Raw genomic sequence first — 17931 nt, 5'->3', positions numbered from 1 at the left:
CCCCCTTTGAGGGATAGCTTCACCCGTAAGGATTAAAAGTCTCCAAGGGGTGTGAAGGGGACGGGCCGCCCTGTCTACGGTCGCCGGGTGATGAGCAGCAGCCCCGCAACCTCCACGCGCACCACCGGCGCACACCGGGCGCTCCGCCGCGCGCCCCGTTCGGTGGCGCAGCGCCCGCCGGCGCGGTACGAGCCGTATCTGGACGGCCTGTTCACCTACTGCCTCTCCGTGCTCTGCGACCACGACGCGGCCACCGAGGTGCTCGGCGATGTCCTGGCCATCTCCGAGCGGCAGTACGGCCGTTGCCCCTCCGGAGCGGATGAGCGCAAGGCGTGGCTCTACGCCCTCGCCCGCTGGGCCTGTCTGCGCAAGCTCACCGAGCGCCGCCGGACCCGCCAGGGGGCGCATTCGGGACCCCGGAGGCTGTCACCGGCAGGGGCTCGGGCGGGGGCGGTGGCGCCGCCGGGGGAGGCGGAGACGGGCGCATCGGGGGATGCGGGTGATGCGGGGGGTACGGGGGATGCGGGGGAGGCCGCAGCGCCGGAGGCGGCTCCGCCGGAGACGGCGCCTCCGGGGTGGGCGGCGGCTTCCGGCGGTGACCGTGCGGGGGCCGGTGCCGCCTGCGGCGGTCCCGGCGCCGGCGGGGTCCCCGGTACCGGCGGGGTCTCCCACTCCGGTGCCGGCGGGGTCTCCGCCGGGACCGCCGAGCGGCGCCGCCGCGAACTCGCCCTGCTCGCCTGGCCGGAGGCGGCCGGTACGACGCCCGAGCAGCGCGAGGTGCTGGAGCTGGCGGTACGTCACCGGCTCGGCCCGCGCGATGTCGCCGCCGTGCTCTCCAAGGAGCTGACCGCCACCAAGGAGCTGCTCTCCTCCGCCGCCTGCGAGGTCGAGCGCACCCGGGCCGCGCTCGCCGTCGTGGACACCGGCGACTGCCCCTCCGTCGCCCGGCTCACCGGCGACCACCGGGTGCTGCTCTCCGCCGCGCTCCGCCGCGAGCTCGTCCGCCATGTCGACGACTGCCCGAGGTGCCGCCGCGCCGCCGAGCGCGCCCAGGCGGCCGGACCCTGGCCGGGCTCCCGTACGACCCCGGCCCTCGCCTTCCCGCCCGCGTCCGGACCCGCGTCCACGTCCGCCTCCGGACCCGCACCCGCGTCCGGACCCGCCCGCGCGTCCGCCCCCGTGTCAGGGCCCGCCCCCGCGTCCGGACCCGCGTCCGCCGGTGCTCGCCCCGGGGCCGCCCACCCGGATCCCGCCCGCCCCGACCCGGCCGAGGCCCTCCCGCTGGTCGAGGCGGAGCGCGGCGCCGTGTACGCCGCCATGCTCCAGGCGCCCCGCGCCCGTACCGCCGCCCCGCGCTTCGGCCGCAACGGCTTCCCGCTCGACCCCAAGGACCACGCCGCCCGCCGGGACCGGCTCCGCGCCCGCGCCGTGACCACCACCGTCGTGGCCACCGTCGTCGCCGCGCCCGTCCTCGCCCTCTGGGCCGCGTACCGGGGCGCGCCCCAGACCGGCGAGGGCCACGACGGCTCCTCGGTCAGCGCCCTGGAGACCACGGGCCCCGCCGGGGACGACTACCCGTACGACGGCCCGTACGACGGCCCGTACAACCCTCATGACCCACGCGACCCCCACGACCCGTACGACCACTACGAGAACGCCAACAGCGCCCGCGACCGCCCCGGCGCCCGCTACACCGAGGGCAGCCGGGCGCCCGACGTCGCCGTGGAGCTGGTCGCCGACGGCACGGAGCAGCGGGTGCCCGGCGCGCTCACCGTCGAGGCCCGGAACGTCGGGGACACCACCCTGATCACCCTGCGCGCCACCGGCGGCGAGCGCGTCTCCTGGACCGCCGCGACCCGCGCCCCCTGGCTCACCCTGAGCCGCCACTACGGCACGCTCGACCCCGGCGAGTCGCTCACCGTCCGGGTCTCCGTGGACCACGCCCGCGAACCGGCGGGCCCGTGGTCCGCCCGCGTCGCGCTCTACCCGGCGGGGCAGGCGGTACGGATCCAGGGATACGGCGCCAGGCCCGCGCCCCCCACCGGACACCCCAACCGCCCCGGACACCCCACCCGCCCCGGCCACCCCGGCGGCCCCGGAGCGGGCCGCCCGACCTGGACCCCGCCCCCGCAGGGCCCCGGCCCCTCCGACCCGGGCCCCTCGGACCCCGGCACCCCGGAGCCGACCGACGGAACCGGCCCCTCCGACCCCGGCCCCGGCGCCCCCTCCCCGACCCCGCCCGACCCGGACCCACCGGATCCGGGCCCCACGGACTCCACACCGCCACCGGCACCGACCGGCGGCCCCGGCACCCCGTGACCAGGCCCGGCCAGGCCGGACCCGGGCCTACAGCACCGGCGGGTCCGCCGGATGCGGGGCCACCAGCGGCAGCTCGCTCGCCAGCCGCGCCTCGCAGACCTCCACCAGCCGCTCGTACCCCGCCTTGCCCATCAGCTCGGTCAGCTCCGGCGCGTACGTACGGAACACCGGCTCGCCCGCCCCGTGCGCCGAGGTCGCCGACGTACACCACCAGTGCAGGTCATGGCCGCCGGGCCCCCAGCCGCGCCGGTCGTACTCCCCGATCGACACCTGGAGCACCCGCGTGTCGTCCGGCCGGTCGATCCAGTCGTACGTCCTGCGCACCGGAAGCTGCCAGCACACGTCCGGCTTCGTCTCCAGCGGCTCGCGCCCCTCGCGCAGCGCCAGGATGTGCAGCGAGCACCCCGCGCCGCCCGCGAACCCCGGCCGGTTCTGGAAGATGCAGGACCCCTTCCAGCGGCGCGTCTGGCGCTCGCCGTCGTCGTCCGTCTCCGTCCAGCCGCCGCCGGCCGTGCCCTCCCCGTGGAACTGCCACAGCTCCGGGGTGAGCCGCGCCACGTGCTCCGCGACCCGCGCCTCGTCCTCCTCGTCGGAGAAGTGCGCGCCCAGCGTGCAGCAGCCGTCGTCGGCGCGGCCCGCCTGGATGCCCTGGCAGCCGCTGCCGAAGACACAGCTCCACCGTGAGGTGAGCCAGGTCAGATCGCACCGGAACACCTGCTCGTCGTCGGCCGGGTCCGGGAACTCCACCCACGCCCGCGCGAAGTCCAGCCCCTTCTCGTCGGGCTCACGAGGTTCGCGCGTCCCACGGGGGTCGCGCGCCTGCCGCCTGGGCTTCTTAGGGGTCTCCGGGCCGTCTGCTCTGCCCTGCTTCGCCTTTTTCGTCTTTGGCACGTGTCCAGCGTATGCGGCCTTCGCAGTAGCGTTCCGTTTCATGAGACTCGGAGTGCTGGACGTCGGATCGAACACCGTGCACCTGCTGGCGGTCGACGCCCACCGCGGTGCCCGCCCCCTGCCGGCGCATTCGTACAAGACGGAGCTGCGCCTCGCCGAACTCCTCGACCCCGAGGGAGCCATCGGCCCCGACGGCGTCGACCGCCTCGTGTCGACCATCGCCGACGCCCTCCAGGAGGCCGAGGACAAGGGGTGCGAGGCCGTGCTGCCCTTCGCGACCTCCGCCGTACGGGAGGCGGGCAACGCCGACCAGGTCCTCGCCCGGGTGAAGGCCGAGACCGGGATCGACCTGGAGGTGCTCACCGGCGACCAGGAGGCCCGGCTGACCTTCCTCGCCGCGCGCCGCTGGTACGGCTGGTCGGCCGGACGGCTCCTCGTCCTCGACATCGGCGGCGGCTCGCTGGAGATCGCGTACGGCATCGACGAGGAGCCCGCCCAGGCCGTCTCGCTCCCGCTGGGCGCCGGCCGCCTCACCGCGGGGTGGCTCCCCGGGGACCCGCCGGACGCCGCCGACGTCAGGGCGCTGCGCCGTCATGTACGGGCCGAGATCGCCCGTACGGTCGGGGCGTTCGCCCGGATCGGTGAACCGGACCACGTGGTCGCCACCTCCAAGACCTTCAAGCAGCTCGCCCGGCTCGCCGGCGCGGCCCGCTCCGCCGAGGGCCCGTACGTCCAGCGCGAGCTGCGCCGCCCCGACCTGGAGGAGTGGGTGCCGAGGCTCGCCGCCATGAACGCCGCCCAGCGCGCCGAACTCCCCGGGGTCTCCGAGGGCCGCTCGGGCCAGCTCCTGGCGGGCGCGCTGGTCGCGGAGGGGGCGATGGACCTGTTCGGCGTCGACACCCTGGAGATCTGCCCGTGGGCGCTGCGCGAGGGCGTGATCCTGCGCAGGCTGGACCAGCTCGCGCCGTGACCGTACGGGCTGTACGGGGCCGGGCGGGGCCTACGGGGCCGGGCGCGTCCTGGTCGTACGGCACGGGACCGGGCGCGTCCTGGTCGTACGGCACGGGGGAGATGCGTCCCGTCCGTACGGACCCGGTGGTCACCGGAGTGACCGGCTCGGCCGACGGGCGCGCGGCCCCGGCCCGTACGCTGTTCCCGTGGCAGAACCAGTGGTGCGCATCCCGGAGACGAAGGTGGCGCTGTCGACGGCCTCGGTCTATCCGGAGTCCACGGCGACGGCCTTCGAGATCGCCGCGCGCCTGGGGTACGACGGGGTCGAGGTCATGGTCTGGACCGACCCCGTCAGCCAGGACATCGAGGCGCTGCGCCGGCTCTCCGACCACCACGGCATCCCGGTCCTCGCCGTCCACGCGCCCTGTCTGCTGATCACCCAGCGGGTCTGGTCGACCGACCCGTGGGTCAAGCTCCAGCGGGCCAGGGCGGCGGCCGAACGGCTCGGTGCCTCGACGGTGGTCGTCCATCCGCCGTTCCGCTGGCAGCGGCAGTACGCGCGGGACTTCGTGCGCGGGATCTGGCGGATGGCCGACGAGACGGACGTACGGTTCGCCGTCGAGAACATGTACCCGTGGCGGTACCGGGACCGCGAGATGCCCGCGTACGCCCCCGACTGGGACGTCAGCCGCCACGACTACCGGCACTTCACCGTCGACCTCTCGCACACCGCGACCTCCCGCAGCGACGCGCTGGAGATGGTCGCCCGGATGGGCGACCGGCTCGGCCATGTCCATCTGGCGGACGGCAACGGCTCGGCGAAGGACGAGCACCTGGTGCCGGGGCGGGGGACACAGCCCTGCGCGGAGGTGCTGGAGGGGCTGGCGGCGAGCGGCTTCGACGGCCATGTGGTGATCGAGGTCAACACGCGGCGCGCGATGTCGGGCGCGGAGCGCGAGGCGGACCTGGCGGAGGCGCTGGCGTACACGCGGCTGCATCTGGCGTCGCCGCCGGGGGTGGGCGCGTCCGGGGTGGGTGCGCCGGGGGTGCCTGTGCCGTACCGGACGCCCGCGTCGCCGGTGTCGCCCGCGTCGTCCGCGTCGCCCGCCCCCGCCCCCTCCGCCGGGGAGGAGGAGGCCGTACGTACGCGGGGCCGCGCCTCCGGCCGTACCTCCGATGCCCCCGACACCTCCGCCCGTACCCCCGGCGCGGGACGCGCTCAGCGCCGTACCCCCGGAGCGCGCCCCTCATGACCGCCGGGGCCGGGGCTGGAGCCGGTACCGGTACAGGGACCGGGACCGGAGCGGGGGACGCCCCCCGCCGCCGGGGCCGTCCGGCCCGCAAGGACGCGGCGGCCGGGCCGAGCGCGCGCCAGCAGATCCTGGACGCGGCCCGCGAGGAGTTCGCGGCGCGCGGGTACGACAAGACGTCCGTACGGGGCATCGCCAAGGCGGCGGGCGTCGACCCGGCCCTGGTCCACCACTACTTCGGCACCAAGGACGAGGTCTTCGAGTCCGCCATCGAGATCACTTTCGAACCCGCCCTGCCCATCCCCGGCAAGGTGCTGGCCGCCGGCCCCGACAAGATCGGCGAACAGCTCGCCCGCAACTTCTTCGGCATCTGGGAGAACCCGGCGACCAGGACCCCGCTGCTCGCCGTCGTCCGCTCCGCGCTCACCCACGACGCGGCGGCGGCGGTGCTCCGCTCGTTCGTGCTCCGCAGGCTGCTGGGCCAGGTCGCGGAACGGCTCGACGTACCGGACCCGAAGCTCCGGGCGGAGCTGGCGGCCTCGCAGATGGTCGGGATCGCGCTCCTGCGGTACGTGATCAAGGCGGAGCCGCTGGCGTCGGCGGACATCGAGGAGATCATCGGCCTGGTGGCCCCCACACTCCAGCGCTACCTGACCGAGTCCTGATCCCCCTTGCCCGCGGCCGGGTCCGGGGCCGGGCCTGCCCGGAAGCAGTGGCCGGGGCCTGACCGAAAGCTGAACATCCGTCCCGCACTCCGGACGCCGTGTCCAGATCTTGGATCCGAGGCGTACGCTCGGAGAAGTCATTTCTGCTGAAGGAGCGAGAGACGATGCCCGAGCTGAGGTCCCGCACTGTCACCCACGGCCGCAACATGGCGGGCGCGCGCGCCCTGATGCGGGCATCGGGCGTAGCGAGCGAGGACATCGGCAAGCCGATCGTCGCCGTGGCCAACTCCTTCACCGAGTTCGTGCCGGGCCACACCCACCTCGCGCCGGTCGGCCGGATCGTCTCGGAGGCCGTCAAGGCGGCCGGTGCCGTCCCGCGCGAGTTCAACACCATCGCCGTGGACGACGGCATCGCGATGGGCCACGGCGGCATGCTCTACTCGCTGCCCTCCCGGGACCTGATCGCCGACTCCGTCGAGTACATGGTCGAGGCGCACTGCGCGGACGCGCTCATCTGCATCTCCAACTGCGACAAGATCACCCCGGGCATGCTGATGGCCGCGCTGCGCCTCAACATCCCGACGGTCTTCGTCTCCGGCGGCCCCATGGAGGCCGGGAAGGCGACGCTGGTGGACGGTACGGTCCGAAAACTCGACCTGGTCAACGCGATCTCCGACGCGGTGAACGAGTCGATCTCGGACGAGGACATTCTCCGTATCGAGGAGAACGCCTGCCCGACCTGCGGTTCCTGTTCCGGCATGTTCACCGCCAACTCCATGAACTGCCTGACCGAGGCGATGGGGCTCTCCCTCCCCGGCAACGGCTCCGTGCTCGCCACGCACACGGCGCGCAGGGCGCTGTACGAGAACGCGGGCCGCACGGTCGTCGAGATCGCGAAGCGCCACTACGAGCAGGACGACGCCTCGGTCCTGCCGCGCGCCATCGCGACCCGCGCCGCGTTCGACAACGCGATGGCGCTCGACATCGCGATGGGCGGCTCCACCAACACGATCCTGCACCTGCTCGCCGCCGCGCAGGAGGCGGAGCTGCCGTACGACCTCGCGGACATCGACGCGGTGTCGCGCCGCGTCCCCTGCCTGGCGAAGGTCGCGCCGAACGTCGCGCCGGGCGGTACGTACTACATGGAGGACGTCCACCGGGCCGGCGGGATCCCCGCGATCCTGGGCGAGCTGTACCGGGGCGGGCTGCTCAACGAGGACGTCCACACGGTCCACGCCGGCTCCATCAAGGAGTGGCTGGGGACCTGGGACGTGCGCGGCGGCTCGCCCTCCGAGGAGGCCGTCGAACTGTGGCACGCGGCGCCCGGGTGCGTCCGCTCGGCGGAGGCGTTCTCGCAGTCCGAGCGGTGGGACACGCTCGACACGGACGCGGCGGGCGGCTGCATCCGCGATGTCGCGCACGCCTACTCGAAGGACGGTGGCCTGGCGGTCCTCAAGGGCAACCTGGCGGAGGACGGCTGCGTGGTGAAGACGGCGGGCGTCGACGAGTCGATCTGGACCTTCGAGGGTCCGGCGGTCGTCTGCGAGTCGCAGGAGGACGCCGTCGAGAAGATCCTCCGCAAGGAGATCGCCGAGGGCGACGTGATCGTCATCCGGTACGAGGGCCCGCGCGGCGGCCCCGGCATGCAGGAGATGCTGTACCCCACGTCGTACCTGAAGGGCCGGGGCCTCGGAAAGTCCTGCGCCCTGGTCACCGACGGCCGCTTCTCCGGCGGCACCTCGGGCCTCTCCATCGGCCACGCCTCCCCGGAGGCGGCCTCGGGCGGCACGATCGCCCTGGTGAACGACGGCGACCGGATCCGGATCGACATCCCGAACCGTACGATCGAACTCCTGGTCCCGGACGAGGAACTGGCCGCCCGCCGCGAGGCCCTGGGCGGCGTCTACGCCCCGGCGAACCGCGAACGCAAGGTCTCGGCGGCGCTGCGCGCGTACGCGGCGATGGCCACGAGCGCGGACACGGGCGCGGTCCGCGACATCTCCCGCCTGGGCTGACACCCGGCCCGCGGGGCCGGGGCCGGGGTGGCCGCCGGGGCCCCCGCTACCAGGCCGCCGGGTCGCGGCCCGGGACGGCGAAGACCGTGCCGTCGGGGGCGGTGCCGAAGACCGGGGCATCGCCGTCCGCCTCGGAGCGGGAGCCGGAGCGGCCGTCGGTGCCCGGCCGTGACCGGCCCGGGACGGGCGCGGGGAGGGTGGCGACCAGGGTGTCGGGGGCGGTGGGCATACGCGGCTTCGTCTGGCCCAGGAGGGTGCCCCGGTGGGCGTCCACCGCCAGCAGGCGGCCGTCGCCCGCGCTCAGGTAGACCCGGTCCGCGGTGGCAGCCGGGCGCGAGGCCCGGGTCACCGAGGTCTCCAGGCGCCAGCGGACGCCCGCGCCGTTCCCGTCGCCCGCGCCGTTCCCGTCGCTCCCGCCGTTCCCGTCGCTCCCGCCGGTATCCACCGCGAGCAGCGCCCCCGCGTACCCCACGACGTACACCGTGTCGCCCTCGACGGCCGCCTGCGCCTGGTCGACCGGGGCGCCCAGCTCGACCTGCCGTACCGTACGGGCCGACGCGTCCAGCCGTACGACCGCCCGGGTGTAGCCGTCCTTGTCGTTCGACAGGAGGAAGAGCGCGCCACGGGCGCCGCCCGAAGCGCCCGCAGGGGCGAGCTGGCCCGGCAGCCGTTCCGTCCAGCGGACCGCGCCGGTGGCCGGGTCGACCGAGCTGACCTCGGTCGCCGTGCCGTCGGCCGTCTGCGTCGTCGCGAAGAGCGCCCCGCCCGCCCCGCCCGTCCCGTCCCCGCTGTCGGCGCCGTCCGCCGTACCGTTCGCCGCCGTCCACACCGTGCCGGTCGCGCCGAGCCGCGCCGTCCACCGCTCGGCCCCGGTCGCGCTGTCCAGCGAGCGCACCCGCCCGTCGTACCGTACGAGCAGCACCGAGTCGCCGCTGTGCCGGACGGCGGCGTAAGCGGAGATGTCGGCCGCCCAGCGCTCCTTGCCCGACTTCGGGTCCAGCGCCACCAGGCGCTTCCCGCCGGAGCCGGGAGTGGCGGCGGTGCTGGGTCCCGTTTCCATGACGTGCAGGAGGCCGCCCGAGAGCACCGGCCCGGCCTCGGAGCCCGCCACCCCACCGGCCCCGCCGGCTCCGTCCGTCCCGTCCGCCCCGCCCGTCGCGCTCTTCGCCCCGCCCGCCCGCGCCGACGCCCGCACCGACCAGGCGGCGCGGCCGTCGTACGGGTCGAGCCGGGTGGCCGTGACACCGGGGCCCGCGCAGTACACACCCGTGGCGTCGGCCGTGCAGACGGGCGCCGTGCCGCCGACGCCGCCGACGTCGCCGCCGGCCCCGCCGTCCGCCGCGCCCAGCGTCGTGTCCCAGGCCCGGAAGGTCCGGGCCGACGCCGTCTCCCCGGCGGCCGGTACGCCGCCGCCGTTGCCACCGCCCCCGTCACCGCCCCGGCCGCCGAGCGCCCGTACCCCGAAGAAACCCGCGCCCGCCACGGCCACCAGCACCACCCCGGCCGCCCCCGCACGCACCACACGCCCCCGCCGCCCCGGGGCGCCCGTACGCCACCACCCGGGCCGCGACTGAACGGTCTCCGGGGTCTCCGCGGCCTCGGCGGCCACCGCGGCCCGTACGTTCGTCGCCTGCGCCCCCGAGCCGGACCAGGGGCCCGGCCGCACGCCCCCCTCCGCCGGGCCGGGACCGCGCTGCGCCGGTACGAGCGGACGCGCCCCGTACGGGCCGCGCAGGTCCCGTACGACCCCGCCGGGGCCCGGTGTGCGCAGCGCGCCCATCAGCTCGTCCGGCGTGGGCCGTTCCGCCGGGTCCTTCGCCAGGCACTGGGCGATCAGCGGTACGAGCGGCTCCGGAACGCCCGTCAGATCCGGCTCGTCGTGCACGACCTGATACGCCACGATGTACGGGGAGTCCGAGTCGAAGGGCCCGCGCCCGGTCGCCGCGTGCACCAGCACCGCGCCCATCGCGAACACATCGGCGCCGGGCCCGACTTCACGCGGCCGCTGGAACTGCTCGGGCGCCATGAAGGGCGGCGTCCCGATCAACTTCCCCGTCTCCGTGCGCAGATCGCTGTCCGCGGGCCGCGAGATGCCGAAGTCGATGACCTTGGGCCCGTCCGACGCCAGCAGCACATTGCTGGGCTTGAGGTCGCGGTGCACGACCCCGGCCCGGTGGATGTCCCGCAGCCCCTCCGCGAGCCCCGCCCCGAGCCGTATCAACTCCTCGGTGCCCAGCGGCCCGTTCCGCTTCACCCGCTCGGAGAGCGTGGGCCCGTCGATGTACAGGGTCGCCATCCACGGCCGGGGCGCCTCCGGATCCGCGTCCACCACCGGCGCGGTGAACGCCCCGCTCACCCGCCGCGCCGCCGCGACCTCCTGCCGGAAACGCGCCCTGAACTCCGGGTCCGAGGCGTGGTTGCCGTGGATGACCTTGACGGCGAGGCGCAGCCCGGAGGCCGAGGTGGCGAGATGGACCTCGCCCATACCGCCCGAGCCCAGCGTGGATTCCAGCAGATAGCGCCCGGCGTACTCCGACTCCGACTCTGACTCCGTCTCCGACTCGGAACGCCCCGCTCCCGCTTGCGCGTTGGCTTCTGCCGTGGCTTCCGCTCCGGCTTCCGGTTCCGACGCCGGCCCGGTGTTGCGCAGTGGTGGCATGGCCCACCCCCGTACGTATATGTGTGCGCAAGCGCGACGCACGGAGCCTAGTCGATGGTGCGTGCTATCGGACGACGGGTTGCTAGCCTGCGCGGCGCAGGGAACACACCGTCGATGGGGGAGGACCGTATGGGTATCGAAGAGGTTGAGAACGAGAGAAGAGCGGCCGTGACCGAGGCGCCGCCGGAGGCGCCCGAGGCGCCCGAGGCGCCCGAGGCGCCCGACGCGACATCGGCCGAGGGGACCGCGTCCGCGCCCGCGACGACGTCCGCGCCCTCGCTGACGTCCACGGAGGTGAGCACGCTCGCGGCCAAGCGCTACGCCGTCCACCCGGACTACCGCGTCAACGTCCGCAGCGGCCCGGGCACCGGCTACTCGGTGACCAGGGTGCTGCCCTACGGCGCCACCGTGCCGATCAACTGCCAGCGGCCGGGGGAGTGGATCGCGGGCCCGTACGGCACGACGAACCTGTGGGACAACATCGCCAACGGGGAGTACATCTCGGACGCGTACGTCTACACGGGCAGCTCCGGCTACGTGGCCGTACGCTGCTCCTGACGTCGGCGGGCCCGTCCCTCCACAGGGCTGGGGCGGTCGCGGGACAACCGGGATAATCACGGGGTGAACCAGGACCCCGAGCGTCCCCCGACCTCCCACACCGACACCGACACCGACACGACCGCGTCCGCGTCCGCGTCCGCCGAGCCACGGGGAAACGCACGCGGCGAACGCCCCGGACGCGGCCGTGCCGATGCTACCGCTCCGGGCGATGCCAGTACCCCGCAAGGCACCCGTGCCCCGCGCGGCGCCACTCGTGCCCCGGGTGACACCAATCGTGCCCCGCGAGCCGCCCGGGGCACCGGCGCTTCCGCCGTCCTCAGTGCCTCCGGCACATCCGGCACCCCCGGTACCCCCAGCGGCCCGGAGCCCGAGGCGATTCCGTTCTTCGGTACGGCCTGGGTCGCCCGCGACGGCGGATACGCGGTCCGCCGCGCCGGTGTCGCCGTCGGCTCGCTCACCACGGCGGTCGCCGCCTGCTTCGTCCTCCGCTTCGCCTTCGAGGGGCTGGAGATCGCGCGCGTGGGTTCCTTCGTCGGCCTGCTCCTGGTCGCGATGTTCGCCGTATGCAGTGCCATCGCCTTCCGCAGGACCTGGGACGGCTTCCAGCGCCGCCCTGCCGACCCGGCCCGCGAGGAAGCCCTGCGCAGCGTCAAGGCGATCGGCTTCATGGGCTCCCTGATCGCCTACTTCCTCCGCTCCCTGGCCGAGGCCCCGGGCGAAGGGCTCCGCCGCAGGGAGTACGAGACGGCCCTGGCCCAGTACGAACGCCGCCGCACCACCCGTACGGGAAACCCGGCGGCCCGCGCGGCCAAGCCCGGGCCCCGGCCCAAGAACCGTCCCCGGCCCAGGAAGCGCGGGCGCGCGTAGCCTCTTCCCGGCCCGCGAGGCGGCCGTAAACGCGGAAGCCACGGGCTGGCCCCGGCCACGGGCTCGCCCAGGTCACGGGCCGGCCCAGGTCACGGGCTCGCCCAGGCCACGGACCGGCCCCGGCCACGGACCGGCCCAGGTCACGGGCCCAGGCCACGGGGCAGCCCCCTGCCAAGAGCCAGCCCCCTGCCATGACCCAGCCCCCTGCCATGACCCAGCCCCGTGCCCGGCCATGCCGCAGCCCCGTGCCCGGCCGTGCCCAGTCGGGCCCGGCCCGAGAGCGAGAGCCCAGGCGCGGCGCGCAGGCGCGCGAAGCGCCCCCTCGTCCTCCCCGCCCCCGCGCGCCACGATGGGTTCATGGCTGCTTCTCCCGCTTCTCCCCCGTCCCCGTCCCCGTCCCCGTCCCCGTCCCCGTCTTCGGCCCCGTCCCCCCGCGCCCTCTCCTTCGACGCCGTGGCCGAGCAGTACGACACCGCCCGCCCCGGCTACCCGCCCGCCCTCTTCGACGCCGTCGAGGAGCTGAGCGGACGGCCCCTGCGCGGCGCCCGCGTCCTCGACATCGGGGCCGGGACCGGCATCGCCACCCGGTCGCTGCGGGCCCGTGGCGCGCTGGTCACCGCCGTCGAGCCCGGCCCCGGTATGGCGGCGCGGCTGCACCGTGCCGAGCCGGACACCCCGCTCGTACGGGCCCTCGGCGACGCGCTGCCCTTCGCCGACGGCGGCGCCGACCTGATCACGTACGCCCAGTCCTGGCACTGGACGGACCCGGCCCGCTCCCTCCCCGAGGCCCTGCGCGTCCTGCGGCCCGGCGGCGCGCTCGCCCTCTGGTGGAACGTCTCGGACGCCCGCGTCCCCTGGATCGCCGATCAGGACATCCGGATCCGCCGCTGGGCCGGCGGCGACACCGCGCACGGCGCCCACAGCGCCGGCGGCCGGGGCGACGGCCTCCCGGACGGACTGGCCCCGGCCACCCGGCGGCTGCCGTGGACCCGGCGTGTCTCCCTCGCCACCCACCTCGCCCAACTCGGCAGCCACTCCGTCTTCCGGGTGCACGGCGACGCCGCCACCGCCGCGTTCCTCGCGGCCGAACGCGCCGAGCTGCTGGCCCGCTTCCCGGACGGGACGGTCGAGGAGGCGTACGTGGCGGAGCTGACCGTCGTCGTCCGCCGGGGGCGGTGACCGGCACCCGCCCCCACACCCACACCCACACCCACACCCACCCACACCCGCCCGTCCGGGCGAATCGTCCCCCGGCCAGTTGACGCGCACAGCCCCCGGAGCCATTATTCATCACATGATGAATTTGGCTCCCGGGGCCGGCACCCCTGCCACAACCCACGCCACCACCGACGCCACCACCCACCCCGCCGTCCACGCCCGCGGCCTCACCGTCCACCGAGGCGACCGCGCCGTCCTCCGCGACCTCGACTTCTCCGTACCGACCGGCCGGATCACCGGACTCCTCGGCCCCTCGGGCTGCGGCAAGTCCACCCTGATGCGCGCGGTCGTCGGCACCCAGGCCAAGGTCAGCGGCGCCCTCGACGTCCTCGGCCGCCCCGCGGGCGACGCCGCCCTCCGCGCCCGTATCGGCTACGTCACCCAGGCGCCCTCCGTCTACGACGACCTCACCGTCCGCCAGAACCTCGACTACTTCGCCGCCGTCCTCGACCCGGGCCGCGCCCGCCGCACCGCCCGCGAGGAGGCCGTCGACCGGGCCATCGCCGACGTCGACCTGATCTCCCGCGCCGGGGCGCTCGCCGGGCGGCTCTCCGGCGGCCAGCGCAGCCGGGTCTCCCTCGCCGTCGCCCTCCTCGGCGCCCCCGAACTCCTCGTCCTCGACGAGCCGACCGTCGGCCTCGACCCCGTCCTCCGGCGCGACCTGTGGAGCCTCTTCCACCGCATCGCCGCCGACCGGGGCGCCACGATCCTGGTCTCCTCGCACGTCATGGACGAGGCCGAGCGCTGCCACCAGCTCCTCCTCATGCGCGACGGCGAGGTCCTCGCCGAGGACACCCCCGAGGCGCTGCGCACCCGTACCCGCACGGAGACCGTCGAAGCGGCCTTCCTCCACCTGGTCGACGAGGCCAACGCCAACGCCAACGCCAACGCCAACGCCAACGCGAACGTCAACGCACCGCAGGGGAGCACCCGATGACCACCCGTACGACCACCACCAGCAGCAGCACCAGCACCACCCCCGCCCCGGCCCCCACGCGCTCCACCACCACCCCCGCCCCCGCGCGCTCCACCTCCGCCGTGCTCTCCCCCGCCCGGACGACCGCCACCGCCGCCCGCGTCCTGCGCCAGCTCCGCCACGACCCGCGCTCGATCGCCCTGATGATCGTCGTCCCGTGCGTGATGCTCGTGCTGCTCCGCTACGTCTTCGACGGCAGCCCCGAGACCTTCAACTCCATCGGCGCCTCGCTCCTCGGCATCTTTCCGCTGGTCACGATGTTCCTGGTGACCTCCATCGCCACCCTCCGCGAACGCACCTCCGGCACCCTCGAACGCCTCCTCGCCATGCCGCTCGGCAAGGGCGACCTCATCGCCGGCTACGCCCTCGCCTTCGGGCTGCTCGCCGTCGTCCAGTCCGCGCTCGCCACCGGCCTCGCGCTCTGGGTCCTCGGCCTCGACGTTGTCGGCTCCGCCTGGCTGCTCCTGCTCGTCGCGCTGCTGGACGCGCTGCTCGGCACCGCGCTCGGCCTCTTCGTCTCGGCGTTCGCGGCCTCCGAGTTCCAGGCCGTGCAGTTCATGCCCGCCGTGATCTTCCCGCAGCTCCTGCTCTGCGGACTCTTCGCACCCCGGTCCACCATGCAGCCGGTCCTGGAGGCCATCTCCGACGTCCTGCCCATGTCGTACGCCGTCGACGGCATGAACCAGGTCCTCCAGCACACCGAGGTCACCGGCGACTTCGTCCGCGACGTCCTGATCGTCGCCGGGTGCGCCCTCCTCGTCCTCGGCCTGGGCGCGGCCACCCTCCGCCGCCGCACCGCATGAGGTGACCGCGGCCCTTCCCCGTGCGGTACGGCGTGACGCGCCGCCCGCCCCTCGGACACCGCACGCACGCCGCCACCCCCGGTGCGAGGATGGGTGGGGACGTACGGAGCCACGTACAAGTACGCCCCCTGCGTACGCCCCCATCACGTGACGCACGGCTATGTGAGCACGGCTACGTGAGGACGGCTACGTGAGGCACGGCTACGTGGCGTACGGCCCCATCCATCCCCTACGGCGAGGTGACCCCGCAATGCCCCAGACCGTCGCAGTCCTCGGCACCGGAAAGATCGGCGAGGCGCTCCTCAGCGGCATGATCAGGGCCGGCTGGCGGGAGAGCGACCTGCTGGTCACCACCCGCCGCGCGGACCGCGCCGCCGAACTGCGCGAGCGGTACGGCGTCGAGCCCGTCACCAACGCGGAGGCCGCCAAGCGCGCCGACATCCTCATCCTGGCCATCAAGCCGCAGGACATGGGCGCCCTCCTCGACGAGCTCACCCCCCACCTCACCGCCGACCGCCTGATCATCAGCGCCGCCGCCGGCATTCCCACCGCCTTCATCGAGGAACGCCTCGCCCCCGGCACCCCCGTCGTCCGCGTCATGCCCAACACGCCCGTCCTGGTGGACGAGGGCATGTCCGTCATCTCGGGCGGCAGCCACGCCCTCCCCGCCCATCTCGCCCACGCCGAGGAGATCTTCGGCGGCGTCGGCAAGACCCTGCGCGTCCCCGAGTCCCAGCAGGACGCCTGCACCGCCCTCTCCGGCTCGGGCCCCGCGTACTTCTACTACCTGGTCGAGGCCATGACCGACGCGGGCATCCTCCTCGGGCTGCCCCGCGCCCAGGCCCACGACCTGATCGTGCAGGCCGCCATCGGCGCGGCCGTCATGCTGCGCGACAGCGGCGAGCACCCCGTGAAGCTCCGCGAGGCCGTCACCTCCCCGGCCGGCACCACCATCAGCGCCATCCGGGAACTGGAGAACCACGGGGTACGCGCCGCCCTCATCGCGGCCCTGGAAGCGGCCCGCGACCGCAGCCGAGCCCTCGCCACCGGCAACGGCTGACCGGCACCGGCGGATCCGGCCCCGGCCGCCCCTGAGGGCCCACCGCGGCGGACCCTCAGGCGCTCAGGTGCTCAGGCCCTCAGCCCGCGGGACCTCACCCGGCCGGCAACAGCCCCACGGCCCGGTACGCGGCGTCGACCACGGGCCGGGCCATCCCCCTGGCCCGCTCGGCGCCGTCCTTCAGTACGAGGTCCACCTCCCCGGGGTCGGCCGCCAGCACCGCGTGCCGCTCCCGCAAGGGCCGCAGCAGCTCGATCACGGCCTCGGCGGTGGCCCGCTTCAACTCCCCGTACGAGGAGTACTCCCCGGCCAGCGCCCCCGGATCCCACTCCCCGCCCCCGCTCGGGTCCGCGCACCCGGCAAGGATCTCCAGCAGGTTCGAGACACCGGGGTGCTCCTCGGGGTCGTAGACGACCTCGTCCCCGCTGTCCGTCACCGCCCGCATGATCTTCTTCCTGATCACATCCGCGTCGTCCAGCAGATAGACGATCCCGGCGGCCGACGCGTGCGACTTCCCCATCTTCGACGCCGGGTCCTGGAGATCCATGACCCGCGCGGCCACCGGCGGCCGGGTCGCCTTGGGCACGGCAAAGGTGTGCCCGTACCGGTCGTTGAAGCGCACGGCCAGATCCCGGGTCAGCTCAACATGCTGCGTCTGGTCGTCCCCGACGGGCACCTCGTCCGTCCGGTACGCGAGGATGTCCGCCGCCATCAGCACCGGATACGAGAGCAGCGAGAACCGCACACTCTCCCCCGACGCGTTCGCCCGCACGCTCTTCTCCTTGTACTGGATCATGCGCCGCAGCTCCCCGTCGGTCGCCGTGCACTCCAGCAGATAGGAGAGGCGCGTGTGCTCGTCCACATGGCTCTGTACGAATACGGTGCACAGCGCCGGATCGAGCCCGGCGGCCAGCAGCAGCGTCGCCGCCTGACGGCTGAGCCGCCGCACCCGCGCCGGATCGTGCGCGACGGTCAGGGCATGCAGGTCCACCACGCTGAACAGGGCATCGGCCCGATGCTGATCGACCTCCACCCACCGCCGTACGGCGCCGAGATAGTTGCCCAGCGTCAGATGCCCGGTCGGCTTGATACCGCTGAAGATCCGCGTCATCGTGTCCACGTCCACTCTCTGGGTCGGAGCCACTACGTACGTCCTGCGGCCGATCTCCCCGAGCTGAGGACACGCAAACGGCCGCCGTACGGCGGCCGTTGATCGCATGCTGCGCGTGGGCCGCCCCTCAGGCGGCCCACCACTGAAACGTGCACCCAAACGTGCACCCATGCGCTGTCATCCCGCCCACCCTAGCGACCGGCCCCTCCACCGGGCGACCCCTTAAGTTGACACGTCCAACCCGGATCCGTAACGTTCTCCGGGCTGTTCGACGTGAGCACCGGCCTCGTGCCGGTCCCCGGACAGCCATTCCGCAGGACCTACGAGAAGCAGACGACGTCAGCGTCATGTCGTGCTGCTTTCCGTGCGCCTATGCGAAATGAGGAATCGGCGTTCGAACCCGAACACCGGCCCCGAAGCCCCGATTAGCGTCGGAGCCCAGGATTCCGCTAAAGTCTCACTCGTCGGAACGGCCGAGAGGCCGGGAAGACAACCCCGCTCCGACGGGGAATCGGACACGAAAGAGTCTGATAGAGTCGGAAACGCAAGAACGGAACACAGCAACAAAGCAAAAATAAAGAAGTA

14 protein-coding genes are annotated in these 17931 nt (G+C 74.3%); 11 read left to right on the top strand and 3 right to left on the bottom strand.

Translation table 11 applies throughout. The features are described from left to right. Nucleotides 1–90: 90 nt before the first annotated feature. Nucleotides 91–2319, top strand: a complete 2229-nt coding sequence (locus tag AB0O07_RS33975; protein WP_365640805.1) for a hypothetical protein — start codon at nt 91–93, stop codon at nt 2317–2319. A gap of 27 nt (nt 2320–2346) precedes the next feature. Here the strand turns inward: AB0O07_RS33975 and AB0O07_RS33970 are convergent, their stop codons facing one another. Continuing rightward, entirely contained in the window at nt 2347–3210 is an 864-nt protein-coding gene (locus tag AB0O07_RS33970) for a hypothetical protein (RefSeq protein WP_365640803.1), read from the bottom strand. 40 nt (nt 3211–3250) lie between these two features. Between AB0O07_RS33970 and AB0O07_RS33965 the strand changes: the two genes are divergently transcribed. The 4 genes from AB0O07_RS33965 (at nt 3251) to ilvD (ending at nt 8091) form a co-directional block, all read left to right on the top strand. After that, nucleotides 3251–4180, top strand: coding sequence for a Ppx/GppA phosphatase family protein (locus AB0O07_RS33965; RefSeq protein ID WP_365640800.1), 930 nt, complete (start codon nt 3251–3253; stop codon nt 4178–4180). Between the two features lie 187 nt (nt 4181–4367). Then, entirely contained in the window at nt 4368–5414 is a 1047-nt protein-coding gene (locus tag AB0O07_RS33960; RefSeq protein ID WP_365640798.1) for a sugar phosphate isomerase/epimerase, read from the top strand. Next, on the top strand, nt 5411–6076 hold the full coding sequence (locus AB0O07_RS33955) for a TetR family transcriptional regulator (RefSeq protein WP_365640795.1): 666 nt from the start codon (nt 5411–5413) through the stop codon (nt 6074–6076). The genes AB0O07_RS33960 and AB0O07_RS33955 overlap by 4 nt, the downstream gene beginning before the upstream one ends. A gap of 164 nt (nt 6077–6240) precedes the next feature. Next, nucleotides 6241–8091, top strand: a complete 1851-nt coding sequence (ilvD, locus tag AB0O07_RS33950) for a dihydroxy-acid dehydratase (protein ID WP_365640792.1) — start codon at nt 6241–6243, stop codon at nt 8089–8091. A gap of 46 nt (nt 8092–8137) precedes the next feature. Here the strand turns inward: ilvD and AB0O07_RS33945 are convergent, their stop codons facing one another. After that, nucleotides 8138–10750, bottom strand: a complete 2613-nt coding sequence (locus AB0O07_RS33945) for a protein kinase (protein WP_365640789.1) — start codon at nt 10748–10750, stop codon at nt 8138–8140. A gap of 279 nt (nt 10751–11029) precedes the next feature. Between AB0O07_RS33945 and AB0O07_RS33940 the strand changes: the two genes are divergently transcribed. The 6 genes from AB0O07_RS33940 to proC all read left to right on the top strand — a co-directional run bounded on the left by AB0O07_RS33940 (nt 11030) and on the right by proC (nt 16235). Then, nucleotides 11030–11308, top strand: coding sequence for an SH3 domain-containing protein (locus tag AB0O07_RS33940; RefSeq protein ID WP_365641025.1), 279 nt, complete (start codon nt 11030–11032; stop codon nt 11306–11308). Nucleotides 11309–11686: 378 nt separating this feature from the next. Beyond that, a complete protein-coding gene (locus tag AB0O07_RS33935; RefSeq protein ID WP_365641023.1) occupies nt 11687–12178 on the top strand; it encodes a hypothetical protein in 492 nt (163 codons plus the stop codon). Between the two features lie 357 nt (nt 12179–12535). Beyond that, nucleotides 12536–13357: a class I SAM-dependent methyltransferase gene (locus AB0O07_RS33930; protein WP_365640787.1), complete on the top strand. Its 822-nt coding sequence runs from the start codon at nt 12536–12538 to the stop codon at nt 13355–13357. A 115-nt stretch (nt 13358–13472) separates the two neighbouring features. Next, entirely contained in the window at nt 13473–14333 is an 861-nt protein-coding gene (locus AB0O07_RS33925) for an ABC transporter ATP-binding protein (protein ID WP_365640785.1), read from the top strand. After that, nucleotides 14330–15175 carry an ABC transporter permease gene (locus AB0O07_RS33920; protein ID WP_365640784.1) on the top strand — a complete coding sequence of 282 codons (846 nt, stop codon included), beginning with the start codon at nt 14330–14332 and terminating at the stop codon, nt 15173–15175. Before AB0O07_RS33925 ends, AB0O07_RS33920 begins: the two co-directional genes overlap by 4 nt. A 250-nt stretch (nt 15176–15425) precedes the next feature. After that, nucleotides 15426–16235: a pyrroline-5-carboxylate reductase gene (proC, locus tag AB0O07_RS33915; RefSeq protein WP_365640782.1), complete on the top strand. Its 810-nt coding sequence runs from the start codon at nt 15426–15428 to the stop codon at nt 16233–16235. 94 nt (nt 16236–16329) lie between these two features. Here the strand turns inward: proC and trpS are convergent, their stop codons facing one another. Next, complete coding sequence (trpS, locus tag AB0O07_RS33910) at nt 16330–17346, bottom strand: tryptophan--tRNA ligase (protein ID WP_365641020.1); 1017 nt, start codon at nt 17344–17346, stop codon at nt 16330–16332. Nucleotides 17347–17931: the final 585 nt, after the last annotated feature.

Source organism: Streptomyces sp. NPDC093085 (assembly GCF_040683935.1).
Lineage (GTDB): Bacteria > Actinomycetota > Actinomycetes > Streptomycetales > Streptomycetaceae > Streptomyces.
The sequence above is the reverse complement of the archived record's forward strand: the minus strand, read 5'-3'. Positions and strand labels throughout refer to the sequence as shown.